General features: G+C 56.3%; 9 protein-coding genes. 4 read left to right on the top strand and 5 right to left on the bottom strand.

The features are described from left to right. Window positions 1-6: 6 nt before the first annotated feature. From ACQZ5M_RS08940 to ACQZ5M_RS08925, 4 genes are all read left to right on the top strand, one after another. Window positions 7-1,278, top strand: coding sequence for an O-antigen ligase family protein (locus ACQZ5M_RS08940; RefSeq protein ID WP_449079514.1), 1,272 nt, complete (start codon window positions 7-9; stop codon window positions 1,276-1,278). Window positions 1,279-1,395: 117 nt separating this feature from the next. After that, complete coding sequence (locus ACQZ5M_RS08935; RefSeq protein ID WP_296017341.1) at window positions 1,396-2,157, top strand: ImuA family protein; 762 nt, start codon at window positions 1,396-1,398, stop codon at window positions 2,155-2,157. Next, window positions 2,072-3,589: a DUF6504 family protein gene (locus ACQZ5M_RS08930; RefSeq protein ID WP_449079513.1), complete on the top strand. Its 1,518-nt coding sequence runs from the start codon at window positions 2,072-2,074 to the stop codon at window positions 3,587-3,589. Before ACQZ5M_RS08935 ends, ACQZ5M_RS08930 begins: the two co-directional genes overlap by 86 nt. Continuing rightward, window positions 3,586-6,840, top strand: a complete 3,255-nt coding sequence (locus ACQZ5M_RS08925; RefSeq protein WP_449079512.1) for an error-prone DNA polymerase — start codon at window positions 3,586-3,588, stop codon at window positions 6,838-6,840. Before ACQZ5M_RS08930 ends, ACQZ5M_RS08925 begins: the two co-directional genes overlap by 4 nt. 120 nt (window positions 6,841-6,960) lie before the next feature. Here the strand turns inward: ACQZ5M_RS08925 and ACQZ5M_RS08920 are convergent, their stop codons facing one another. The 5 genes from ACQZ5M_RS08920 to ytfQ form a co-directional block, all read right to left on the bottom strand. Then, window positions 6,961-7,689, bottom strand: coding sequence for a FadR/GntR family transcriptional regulator (locus ACQZ5M_RS08920; RefSeq protein WP_296017336.1), 729 nt, complete (start codon window positions 7,687-7,689; stop codon window positions 6,961-6,963). Between the two features lie 21 nt (window positions 7,690-7,710). Continuing rightward, complete coding sequence (gene yjfF / locus ACQZ5M_RS08915; protein WP_296041251.1) at window positions 7,711-8,691, bottom strand: galactofuranose ABC transporter, permease protein YjfF; 981 nt, start codon at window positions 8,689-8,691, stop codon at window positions 7,711-7,713. Further along, window positions 8,688-9,731, bottom strand: a complete 1,044-nt coding sequence (locus ACQZ5M_RS08910) for an ABC transporter permease (protein ID WP_296098261.1) — start codon at window positions 9,729-9,731, stop codon at window positions 8,688-8,690. The genes yjfF and ACQZ5M_RS08910 overlap by 4 nt, the downstream gene beginning before the upstream one ends. After that, window positions 9,731-11,254: a sugar ABC transporter ATP-binding protein gene (locus tag ACQZ5M_RS08905; protein ID WP_449079511.1), complete on the bottom strand. Its 1,524-nt coding sequence runs from the start codon at window positions 11,252-11,254 to the stop codon at window positions 9,731-9,733. Before ACQZ5M_RS08905 ends, ACQZ5M_RS08910 begins: the two co-directional genes overlap by 1 nt. A 179-nt stretch (window positions 11,255-11,433) precedes the next feature. Continuing rightward, window positions 11,434-12,399, bottom strand: coding sequence for a galactofuranose ABC transporter, galactofuranose-binding protein YtfQ (gene ytfQ / locus ACQZ5M_RS08900; protein WP_296041242.1), 966 nt, complete (start codon window positions 12,397-12,399; stop codon window positions 11,434-11,436). Window positions 12,400-12,634 lie beyond the last annotated feature (235 nt).

Here is a 12,634-nt window from a genome sequence, read left to right as displayed (position 1 = left end):
GCTGCGATGCGGATTGCGAAATCAGCACTGATCGATCCTGATAGAAGTGGGCTTTATGGAACGGCGGCGGTTGCGCTGTCGTTCTTTGTCTTCGCCTATTCCTCGAAATTCGGACAGATATCGATCCTTGCCTATTACGCCGTCTGGCTGCCACTGGTCGTGGTGGATTACCGCAGAGTACTCGGCAATTATGCGCGCTACTTCTGGATATTTGCCTTCGGAATTCTGGCCCTCATTTCGAGCTTCTGGTCGGATGCCATGTCGGTCAGCCTGCGGGCCTCGATCCAGTATATGACCCATATCGTCTGCGCGCTGATTGCCATGCGCGTCATTTCTATCCAAACGCTGACACGCGGCGCATTGATCGGCATAACTATTGTTTTGCTCTATTCGCTTCTCTTCGGTACCTATCTTTTTGATGCGCTGGATGGCACGACGAGCTTCGTTGGGGCCTTTTCTTCCAAGAACCAGTTGGGTTTCTATGCTTCGCTGGGCGTTCTCTTCGCCGCAGCGTCGGCGCTCGTCCTTCGCCAAAAAGGCTTGTGGTGGCCGGTTGCGGGCGTCGCAGGACTGATCTCGTCCTACAGCCTGCTTGCATCTCAATCGGCGACATCGGCCATCACCACGGCGGCTGTGGTCGTTCTGATGGCGGGTCTTCTGCTATTTTGGGTCTTGTCTCCCGGTAACCGAAAGACGCTCTTCTTCGCTGCCGTGGGTGTGGGTGGCCTGTTTGTGGTCGCAGCACTGCAATTCGGTCTGTTCGACGCGATTCTCGGCGCTTTTGGCAAGGACACCACGTTGACGGGACGCACCTATCTCTGGCAGCAAGGCATTGAGGCTGCAAAGCGCGCGCCGATTTTCGGTGTCGGTTATCAGGGTTTCTGGGTGCCGGGTTTTTCAGATGCCGAACGCCTCTGGGACGATTTCTTCATTACTGGTCGTAGCGGCTTCCATTTCCACAATACATATATCGAGGTGGTGGTGGAGAATGGCTTCGTCGGTCTTATTCTGCTGGCGATCCTGCTTTATGGAACACTGCTGGGTCACCTGCGCTCAATTCTCATGCGCAACCAAGATCCACAGGCGCTAATCCTGTTTTCCCTATGCGCCCTTTTTGTCGTCCGATCCTTCGTCGAAATCGACATCATTTTCCCCTATCAGGTAGGCTCCTTCTTGTTGTTCTTCGCGGCTGGAAAACTCTGCCTGCCGCGCCGTGCGCCGCTTCCCGCGTCGCCCTTTCTGGCAGGTATTCCGGTACGGCCAATCATTGGCGGATGAAGAATCTTCTCATCTCTCAACAGGAGTCTGTTGGACTCCTGTTGACTCTTTTGTGATGATAGAACAAAAAGTGAACATTAGTTTTTTAGCGTGGAATGCTCTGAGAAGTTTCGTGTCATGCAGAAGCGCGCAGAACAGCTTGTTGTGGAGGAATTGCGAGAAAGACTGGAGAGGATCACCCAAGGTCCTGCCAGACAGCAGCAGACTCTGCCTTTCAATATTCCTGCCATCGATGAGCGTCTTCCCGGTCAAGGCCTGAAGCTTGGCAGCTTACATGAGATAAGCGGTGGGGGAAATGGTGCCGTGGACGGTGCGGCTTCTGCGCTCTTCTGCGCAGGCATTGCGGCGCGCCTGAAGGGAAAGATTCTCTGGTGTGTGACACGGCCTGATCTTTTTATGCCGGCCCTCACCCAGGCAGGGCTTTCCCATAACCGGCTGATCATCGTCGAATGTCGTGACGAAAAAGGTGTTCTGGACTGTTTCGAGGAGGGGCTTCGCTGCAACGGCTTTGGTGCGGTGATCGGGGAAGTGTCTAAACTGCCTATGAATATGTCACGGCGGTTACAACTGACGGCGGAAGCCTCAGGCGTGGCAGCGATTGCGCTTCGCCGCTGGCGCCATGTGAGCGGTCTGGACGATTTCGGTCAGCCGACCGCCGCTGTCACCCGATGGCGCATTTCCATGCGCCCCTCCACACCGTTGCCCGTGCGCGGAGTAGGGCGGTCACGCTGGTTTCTGGAATTGTTGCGTGTCCGGGGTGGCGAACCTTTTGAACTGGAAGTGGAAGCCTGTGATGCAGAGGGTCGTCTCGCTATACCTGCCGACATGGCAGACGGATCGATACCGCAGAATGCTTGGGAACGAAGCGCCGCCGGTTGAGACCCCGGTCGTCATGATCGCCCGTCAGGCAAGCCGTCGCCTTGTGGCTGCTCTCGATAGCGCTGCGATGAAAGCGGGCTTGCGTCCGGGAATGCCAGCTAGCAAGGCGCAGGCCATTCTGCCGGGCCTGATCGTCGAAGACCTGAAGCCGCTGGAGGATGCAAAAGCTCTGGAGGATCTGGCCTTCTGGTTTCTGCGCATCTACGCCCCCATCGTTGCACCCGATGCGCCTGATGGGCTGGTACTCGATACAACCGGTGCCGATCATCTGCATGGCAATGAGAAGCTGATGCTGACCGGCATGATCAATCGCTTGCATGCGCTCGGGTTTAGGGCCCGTGCGGCAATTGCCGAAAGCTGGGGCGCGGCTCATGCACTTGCGCGTTTCGGGCGCGAGGCCGTCACCATTTTACCTGAAGGTAGCGTGAGAGAGGCTCTTGCCCCGCTGCCACTTTCCGCCTTACGGCTGGATGCACTTCTGGTCAATGAATTGAAGGTTTTAGGATTTCGCCGGATTGGAGAACTGGCAGCCGCCCCACGTGCGCCGATTACCTTGCGGTTTGGCCCTGAAGTGGGACGCAGGCTGGATCAGGCCTATGGCCTGCTTTCGGAACCGATAGAGCCTGTCCGCGTGGCGGAGCTGGTGACGGTAAAGCGCTTCTTTCCCGAACCCATCGGTGCTGCCGAGACCATCGCCAAATACACGAGACAGCTTGTGTCTGATCTTTGTCTGGATCTGGAGAAGCGCGGCTTAGGTGCGCGCCGTGTCGATCTTCTTTTCCATCGTGTCGATAGCAGTCTACAGGCCATCCGTGCAGGAACCTCGAGACCCGCACGTGATATCAAGCAATTGTCACGTCTTCTCACGGATCGTATCGAGACGATCGATCCGGGTTTCGGTATCGAAAAAATGATACTGACGGCAACCCATGCCGAGACGCTTCTTGCCGGACAGACACGCTCCATTCTTCTGGAAGATGCTGGAGGGGATATTGGCGAGGCTGTCGATATCATCCTCAACCGTGGTCACAGGGTTTATCGCTATGCTGCCGTTCAAAGCGATGTGCCGGAGCGTTCCGTTGCCAGAATTCCAGCGGAGACTGTGGAAGACGCGCCTGGCTGGCCGGAGTATTGGCCCCGCCCGGTGCGACTGCTGTTCAAGCCGGAGCCGATCCAGACCGTGGCGCTTCTGCCCGATCATCCTCCCAGAAATTTTACATGGCGGGGTGTGCGCCACATCGTGAAGCGGGCCGATGGGCCGGAACGTGTGTTCGGGGAATGGTGGAAGCGCGACCGTGAACTTTCGGCGGTGCGCGATTATTTCCGTGTGGAAAACGAGAGCGGCGAGCGCTTCTGGATATTCCGTTCCGGTGATGGCGAACACAGCGATACCGGCTCCCAGAACTGGTTCATGCATGGATTTTTCGCATGAGCGCGCGTGTCCGTTACGCCGAGCTTCAGGTGACGTCGCATTTTTCCTTTCTGCGGGGCGCGAGCTCCTGCGAGGAACTGTTTGCGCAGGCCAAGGCACTCGGCATAGAGGCGCTGGGCATTGTCGATCGCAACAGCCTTGCAGCCATTCCTCGGGCACACAAAATCGCTAAAGAGCTTGAGCTTCGGCTCGTGGTCGGCTGCAGGCTGGATCTCACGCAGGATGTCTCCGTGTTGGTCTATCCAACCGATAGGGAAGCCTATGGTCGGCTATGCCGCCTGCTGACATTCGGAAAGAGAGACGGCAAGGCGGGCAAGTGCTCGCTTACATGGAGCGATCTCGTCGCCTACGGCGAAGGGATGATCGTGGTTCTGCTGCCAGATGAGACGAGTGAAGGCCTCGCCAGTCATATGCGTAGGATAAAAGCGGATTTTGTCGATCGCGCCTATGTGGCGATGAGCCTGCGCCGACGGCCCAATGATGCACTGCGCCTTCATGAGCTTTCGCAGATGGCGCAACGCGCCGGTGTGGCAACAGTCGTCACCAATGACGTTCTGTTTCACGAGCCCGGTCGGCGCATGTTGCAGGATGTCGTCACCTGCATTCGCCACAACTGCACCATCGACGATGCCGGCTTTCGGCGCGAGCGGCATGCGGATCGTTATCTGAAGCCGCCGGAGGAAATGTATCGGCTTTTTTCCGCCTATCCGGATGCGCTGGAAAATACATTAAAGATCGTAAAAAAATGCCGATTTTCGCTTGCTGAATTGGAATATCAATATCCGGACGAGCAACAAGTCCCGGGGATTACGGCTCAGGAAGCACTGGAAAACTTCGTTTGGGAGGAGGCGCCGAAGCGCTATCCTGATGGTGTGCCGGAAAAGGTGGCAAAGACACTCCGGCATGAATTGGCCGTCATCGCCAAAAAGAAATACGCAGCCTACTTTCTGACCGTCAACAAGATCGTCCGGCGGGCGCGGGAGATGAAGATCCTCTGTCAGGGACGGGGATCTGCGGCCAACTCCGCCGTGTGTTTTGTTCTCGGCATTACCGCAATTGATCCAAAGGAAAGCGACCTTCTTTTCGAGCGCTTCGTTTCCGAAGACCGCGACGAGCCTCCGGATATCGATGTCGATTTCGAGCACCAGAGGCGAGAGGAGATCATTCAGTGGATTTACGATCACTATGGGTTTGACAAGGCAGCGCTTTGTTCTGTCGTCACCTGCTATCGCGGCAAGGGTGCAATCCGCGATGTGGGAAAGGTGCTTGGCCTTCCAGAAGACCTGACCAAGCTCATGTCCTCGCAGATATGGTGGTGGACAGAAGGGACGGGTGAGAAGCACGCCAAGGAGTTGAACATCAATCTGGAGGATCGGCGCGTCAGGCTCGCCTTTGATCTCGCGCGCCAGCTTATCGGCACGCCTCGCCATTTCAGTCAGCATCCGGGCGGCTTCGTATTGACCCACGACCGGCTGGACGAACTCGTTCCCATTCTTCCCGCGGCCATGAAGGACAGGCGGATAATCGAGTGGGACAAGGACGATATCGATATCGTCAAATTCATGAAGATGGATTGTCTCGCGCTTGGCATGCTCTCTTGTATGCGTAGAGCCTTCGAGATGCTGACCGAACGTACGGGGAAAGAGTTCGGGTTGACCAGCATCAAGAACGACGATGAGCCTACCTACGACATGATCTGCAGGGCTGATACGATCGGCACATTTCAAATCGAGAGCCGGGCGCAGATGTCGATGCTGCCCAGACTGAAGCCACGTAGACTTTACGATCTAGTCATACAGGTCGCAATCGTTCGCCCCGGACCGATCCAGGGTGACATGGTGCATCCTTATCTTCGGCGAAGAGAGGGAAAGGAGGAGGTGGTCTACGAGCGGCCTGAACTGGAGAACGTACTCAAAAAGACCCTCGGTGTTCCTCTCTTTCAGGAGCAGGCGATGCGTGTAGCAATCGAATGCGCCGGTTTTAGTGCCAATGACGCGGACCGTTTGCGAAGAGCCATGGCCACTTTTAAAAACGTAGGGACGATCAACGAGTTTCAAGAAAAGCTCGTTCAGGGCTTGGTGAAGAATAAATTCAGCGAAGACTTCGCTAAGCGTATCTTCAAGCAACTGGAAGGTTTCGGCAGCTATGGCTTTCCGGAAAGCCACGCGGCGTCCTTCGCATTGATTGCCTATGCATCGGCGTGGATGAAGTGTCACCATCCCGATATTTTTTGTGCAGCGCTTTTGAACTCTCAGCCCATGGGCTTCTATGCGCCTGCACAGCTTGTCCGCGACGCGCGTAATCATGGTGTCGTGGTCCGACCTGTCTGCATCAATGCCAGCCGCTGGGATTGCACGCTGGAGGAAGAGACCGGACCCGACCGCGAGGCCGTGCGGCTCGGCATGCGGCTGGTGAAGGGTCTTTCAAACAAACATGCCGGTGATATCATCGCCTGCCGCCAGGATAAGCCATTCCAGTCTATCGATGATCTCTGGAGGCGGGCAGGTGTGCCGGTTGCCGCGCTGGTTTGTCTTGCCGAGGCTGATGCGTTTTTGCCGTCTCTCGGACTTTCACGCCGTGAGGCGCTATGGGTCATAAAGGGATTGCGCGACGAGCCTTTGCCACTCTTTGCAGCGGCCGCAGCGAGAGAAAACGCCTTGATCGAGGAGTTGCAAGAGCCCGATGTAAACTTGCTGCCTATGACGGCAGGCGGAGAAGTGGTGCAGGATTACGGTCATATGGGCCTCACTCTTCGCGAACATCCGATGAGCTTTCTGCGCCAGGACCTTGCCCGAAGGCGGATCATCACATGTTCTGAGGCTTATAAATCCAATGATGGGCGCTGGCTGGAGGTCGCGGGCCTCGTCCTTATCCGTCAACGCCCCGGTTCGGCAAAGGGCGTCATCTTCATGACGCTTGAAGACGAGACTGGCATTGCCAATGCGATTGTCTGGGTCAAGACCTTCGAGAAGTATCGTCGCGTCGTCTTGTCGGCGAGCATGGTCGGAATTTACGGCAAGCTCCAACGTGAGGGCGAAGTTGTCCATATCGTCGCCCATCGCATAACCGATCTTTCCGATATTCTGAGAAGCGTGGGAGAGAGGGACAAGCCGTTTCCGCTACCGCATGGGCGTGGCGATGAATTCCATCACGGTAGTCCGCCGACAAGAGACAGGCGCGGCTTGCCGCCGAGATCAGTCCAGACAAGTGATGAAGACCACATCACCATCAAGGGCCGCAACTTCCATTAAAGAACCGCGGGTCTTATTGGACCCGGAGAAGACACTTTGTCTCTTCGTCTAAACCGGTCGTGTTCTTTCGAAAAATGGATTGCGATTTTCAGCACGGTCGCTGCATCGTTCTCGCCAGCGTTATAGAACAGCGCTTTTGATCCGGTCCTTGCCAACCTCGATGACGTGGCGCATGGCCTTCACGGCTGCGGCTTCATCGCGTGCAGCGATAGCGTGGACTATGCGAAGATGGTTGGCGGCGATCTCTGCGATGGTTGCTGGGGCAGAGGCGGGGGACGACAGTTTGAAGGAGATAGCGAGTGCCGCTTCGATCAAGCCGCTTGCCGAGCGCATGAAGGGATTGCCGGAAATGCTGGCGACCGCCAGATGAAACTCCAGGTCGATCTTGGCGATGCTTTCGGCAGTGTGGGCGGGATTGTCAAATTTCGCGGCGATCGCGTAGAGCGCGACGATGTCTTCGCTGGATGCATGCCGTGCTGCTGCGGCTGCTGCGGCAGGCTCAAGCGCGAGGCGAATTTCAGCCAGATGCTCGATGAATTCTGGATCCAGCCCCGCTTCGCAGCGCCAACCCAGAACATCGGGATCGAAGAAATTCCAGCTCGATTTGTCGAGAACGCGTGTGCCGACCTTTGCCTTCGCCTCGACAAGCCTTTTGGCAGCCAGCGTTTTCATCGTCTCTCGAAGTACCGTTCTCGATACGCCGAAGCGAAGGGAAAGCTCTGCGTCGTTGGGAAGAAGGGAACCCTCCGGTATCAGGCCCGAAACAATGGCGCTGCCGAGCTCCGCCACGACATGCGCATGGCTATTGCGTCGCTTTCGTCCCGATATGGTGTTTTCCAAAAGCCCCAAAAACTATCTCCTTCGCTGCTGCTATGCCGGGTGAGCCGCCGCCATTCTTCTGTTTGAGTACCAGATGATTGTGCGTTGCAAAACGATGAATATGAACAGAAGTATTCCGATGACAATTTTAGTCCACCAGGATGAAAGCGTGCCATCGAACACGATATACGTTTGAATAAGTCCCTGGATCATCAGGCCGATGAAGGTGCCGGCGACAAGACCTGTTCCGCCGGTCAAAAGCGTGCCACCGATGACCACGGCTGCGATCGCATCCAGTTCCACACCGACGGTCGCCAGAGAATAACCGGATGACGTGTAGAGCGTATAGACGATGCCTGCGAGACCGGAGAGAAAGCCCGATAGCGCGTAGATGCCGATCGTCGTCTTCGCCACCGGGACGCCCATCAGTTCAGCCGATTGCTGATTTCCGCCAAGCGCATAGACATTGGCGCCAAAGCGGGTGCGGGCTGCCACAAGCATTCCCACCGCAAAGACGATGAGCATGACGATGGCAAGCGCTGTCAACCGACCTCCGCCCGGAACACGAATGTAGAAGCCCTGGATGGCATCGATGACGGGATGCGAGATCGGCACGGAATCGGTTGAGATGAGATAGGCCGCTCCACGCGCCAGAAACATGCCTGCCAGGGTGACAACGAAGGGTGGAATGGACAGAAAGCGGATCATTGCCCCCATCAGACTGCCGAAAATAGTTGATATGACGAGCACCGCCAGGAAAGCGACGAGGGGGTGAACCCCATATCCATTGACCAGCACTGCAACGAAGACGCTGGAAAAAGCGATGACAGAGCCGATAGACAGATCGATGCCTCCCGACAGGATAACGAATGTCATGCCGACCGCGGCGATGCCGAGAAATGCATTATCCGTCAGAAGATTGCCGATGACCCGTGTGCTAAGGATCCCAGGATATTGGGACACGCAAAGAGCATAGGCGATGATGAAAATCGCCAGCGTGGTAAAAAAGGGAAGGTTGCGGGTGTGGATCATCGCGCTGCTTCTCCTTTGTTGGCGGTCGGCGCCGGCGTGACCGGACTTTGTTTTTTCGGTGTCTTGGCAAAGCCGAGCAAAGTAACGAGCGCCGGCGATTGAAGCGTCAGGACCACGATGATGATGCCTGCCTTAATGATCAGGTTGAATTCCGGCGGGAAGCCTGAGACGAGAATACCGGTATTGATCGTCTGGATGATCAGTGCGCCGATGAGCGACGCGGTGATCGAGAAGCGACCGCCATTGAGCGACGTGCCGCCGATGACCACTGCAAGGATCGCATCGAGTTCGAGCCAGAGTCCGGCATTGTTGGCATCTGCACCACGAATGTCAGCGGTCACGATCAGGCCGGCGATTGCCGCACACAGTCCAGAAATTGCGTAGACGAAGAACAGCAGGAAGCGGGCACGGACACCAGCAAGTGCTGCCGCGCGGCGATTGATACCGGTTGCCTCGATCAGGAAGCCGAGTGCGGACTTGCGCACCAGAAGACCGATCAGAACTGCGCTCACAACCCAGATGACGACGGGTAGCGGGACGCCTGCAAAGGAGCCAGAACCGAGAGCGGCGAAGCTGTCATTGTTGAAGGTCAGAATGACCCCTTCGGTAATCAACTGTGCAATACCGCGGCCTGCCACCATAAGGATGAGGGTTGCGATGATGGGCTGGATATCGAGAACTGCAACAAGAATACCGTTCCAGATGCCGCAGGCGATACCAACAGCCAGCGAAACTGCAATCACCACCGGAATGGAATGCCCGGCGCTGATCAGCGTTGCTGCAACAGCACCGCAGATCGCGATGACAGCGCCGATCGAAAGGTCGATACCTTTGGTGGCGATGACGAGTGTCATGCCGATTGTCAGTAGCGCTACAGGTGCGGCACGGACCAGAATGTCGATAAGGCTGCCGTAAAGACGGCCATTCTGCATGGAGACGTTGAGAAAGCCCGGTGAGATCACCGTGATCGCCGCAAGAATGATGAACAGCGCAATGAACTGCGGCGCCAATCTCTTTAATTTCAATGTCACGCTTTTCATCACGCGGCCTCCGTGCGAGCGGACGTAGCAATCGCCTTCATGATGTTTTCTGCAGTCACATCGGATCCCTTGAGTTCTTCAACATGGCGACGGTCCGACAGGACGATGACGCGATGGGCGACAGCCGCCAGTTCTTCCAGCTCCGAAGAGATGACGACAAGTGACATGCCTTCCTGGCAAAGCTTCTCAATCATCTTCAGGATTTCGGCATGCGCGCCGATATCGATACCGCGGGTCGGTTCATCGAGAATGAGAAGCCGAGGCTCGGTTGCCAGCCAGCGAGCAAGGATCGCCTTCTGCTGATTGCCACCGGAGAGAAACTTGATTGGACGTTCGCGGTCGGCGGGGCGAATGTCGAGCGACTTGATGAAGTCGTCGGCCAACGCTGCCTTCTGACGCTTGGATATGGGCCGCATCCAGCCTTGTCGGGCTTGCAAGGCGAGAGCGATATTATCGGCGACGGAAAAATCACCGATGATGCCATCCGTCTTGCGCTCTTCGGGACAGAAGCCGAAGCCTTGTTCGATTGCCGCTTCCGGCGACAGGATAGAAACCTCCTGGCCATCGATAGTGGCTGTGCCGCTTTCCGGCTTGTCGATGCCGAAGAGAAGGAATGCGGTCTCACTGCGACCAGAACCGAGAAGGCCTGCAATACCGACCACTTCTCCCGGTCGAATATCAAGATTGAAAGGCTCAACGCTCCCACGCTTGCCATATCCCTCGAAACGGATGGCGGGAGGACTGGCGACAACGTCGCTATCGGACGGCTGGCGGTTATGCGTGACATTCTGCAATTCGCGCCCGAGCATCATGGAAATGAGCTCACCTCTTGGCAGCTCCGAAATGGTGCGCGTTCCCACGAGCTTGCCATTGCGCAGAACGGTGACGCGGTCTGCAATGTCATAAACCTGGTTGAGGAAGTGCGTGATGATGACGATGCCGAGCCCTTCGGCGCGCAATTGTCTGAGCACCGTGAACAGCATCTCGACTTCGTGACTGTCGAGACTGGCCGTCGGTTCGTCGAGAACAAGAACCTTGCCGGAGAGATCGACAGCCCGGGCAATAGCAATGATCTGCCGAATGGCGACCGAATAGCTGGAGAGCAGCGCATTGACGTCAATATTCAGGCCATAGCGACCAAGCAGCTTCTGAGCCTCGTCGCGCATAGTGCGCTTGTCGATCAGGCCGAAGCGGCGCGGCTGGCGACCGAGGAAGAGATTTTCGGCAACGGTCAGATTCTCAAGGAGGTTGACCTCCTGATAGACGGTGCCGATACCGAGAGCCTGCGCTTCACCGACGTCGGCCGGGGAAATCTCGTCGCCGTCGAGGCGCACTGTTCCTTTGTCGCGTGTATAGACGCCGGTCAGGATTTTGATAAGCGTGGATTTACCGGCGCCATTCTCGCCGAGCAGCGCGTGGACTTCGCCCGCACGCAAGGTGAAGTCGACATTGTCGAGAGCGGTTATGCCGAGGAAGGACTTACCGATGGCACGTGCTTCCAGAAGGGACGGTTGTTCGGACATTCTGAAGCATTCCATTGAAGAAAGAGCGTGGATGGAAACGGTGCCGAAGCACCGTTCCGATCGCTGGCTTCTGTCGGACGGCATCCGAGGATATGGCCTGTGGCCTCACATGCGCGAAATGCGTCGTTACGGAAGCATGAGAGCATTTTGGGGTGAGCCGAAGTTCACCCCAATTGGCCTTAGTAGCCGAGGCCCTTCTTGGCTTCGTAGACCTTCATCGGATCGTCAGAGGCCGTATAGAGCTTGGATTCCGTCTGGATCCACTTCTTTGGCTCTTTCTTGTCCTTCAGGTAAGCATCGAGTACATCGAAAGCAGGACCAGCCATGTCAGGCGTCAGTTCGACGGTTGCGTTGGCTTCACCGGCAGCCATGGCCTTGAAGATATCCGGAACGGCGTCGATGGAGACAACCTTGATGTCTGTGCCGGGCTTCAGACCAGCTTCCTTGATGGCCTGGATCGCGCCGACAGCCATGTCGTCATTGTGGGCGTAGACAGCGCAGATGTTCTTGCCGCCGTTTTCAGCCTTGATGAAGCTTTCCATGACTTCCTTGCCCTTGGTGCGGGTAAAGTCGCCGGTCTGCGAGCGGGTGATCTTGATGTTCTTGTGCGAAGCGATGGCTTCTTCGAAGCCCTTCTTGCGGTTGATGGCAGGCGAAGAGCCGGTCGTGCCCTGAAGCTCGACGACGTTGCAGTCCTTTGAACCGACATCCTTGACCAGCCAGTCGCCCGCAACCTTGCCTTCGTGAACCTGGTCGGAGGTCACAGCGGTCAGGTAGAGGCTGTCTGGTGCTTCGATCTGGCGGTCGAGAAGAATAACAGGGATGTTTTCTTCCTTGGCTTCCTTCAGAACAGCATCCCAACCGGTGGCCACGACAGGTGCGATCAGAATGGCATCAACGCCCTGAGCGATGAATCCACGAACGGCCTTGATCTGGTTTTCCTGCTTCTGCTGCGCATCGGCGAATTTCAGAGTGATGCCACGCTTTTCAGCCTGCTGCTTGGTAACGGTGGTTTCGGCCGCGCGCCAACCCGATTCGGAGCCAATCTGCGAGAAGCCGACAGTGAGCGACTTTGCGGATACGCCGGAAGCGAGGCATACGGAGAGAGCGACGGTAACCGCCGCGAGTGCTTTTTTCATCTTCATTCCTCCCAGAGATGATGTCGGCTGACGAAGCGATATCAGCATATAGTAATATCTTTGGGAAGACACTTTTCACAAAATATCGCGCATTAGGCTAACTCAAGCAAAGCTACTCTAAAAAAGTGCTATTAGATTCAACGATTTAATTTAGTAATATTTTTTTCTTGAGCGAACGGGTAAGGCCGGGTCGTTCCTTGACAACTCCGCCGTTGCGGAAATAGTAATACGAATATAAAGA

This window comes from Rhizobium sp. 22-785-1, assembly GCF_053521965.1.
Note: the sequence above shows the minus strand (reverse complement) of the source record. Positions and strands in the feature narration are given on the sequence as shown.

Coding starts and splice junctions, on each gene's coding strand:
- ACQZ5M_RS08905 (WP_449079511.1), bottom strand. CDS start 11,254: ATGTCCGAACAACCGTCCCTTCTGGAAGCACGTGCCATCGGTAAGTCC.
- ACQZ5M_RS08935 (WP_296017341.1), top strand. CDS start 1,396: ATGCAGAAGCGCGCAGAACAGCTTGTTGTGGAGGAATTGCGAGAAAGA.
- ACQZ5M_RS08930 (WP_449079513.1), top strand. CDS start 2,072: ATGCAGAGGGTCGTCTCGCTATACCTGCCGACATGGCAGACGGATCGA.
- yjfF (WP_296041251.1), bottom strand. CDS start 8,691: ATGATCCACACCCGCAACCTTCCCTTTTTTACCACGCTGGCGATTTTC.
- ytfQ (WP_296041242.1), bottom strand. CDS start 12,399: ATGAAGATGAAAAAAGCACTCGCGGCGGTTACCGTCGCTCTCTCCGTA.
- ACQZ5M_RS08925 (WP_449079512.1), top strand. CDS start 3,586: ATGAGCGCGCGTGTCCGTTACGCCGAGCTTCAGGTGACGTCGCATTTT.
- ACQZ5M_RS08910 (WP_296098261.1), bottom strand. CDS start 9,731: ATGAAAAGCGTGACATTGAAATTAAAGAGATTGGCGCCGCAGTTCATT.
- ACQZ5M_RS08940 (WP_449079514.1), top strand. CDS start 7: ATGCGGATTGCGAAATCAGCACTGATCGATCCTGATAGAAGTGGGCTT.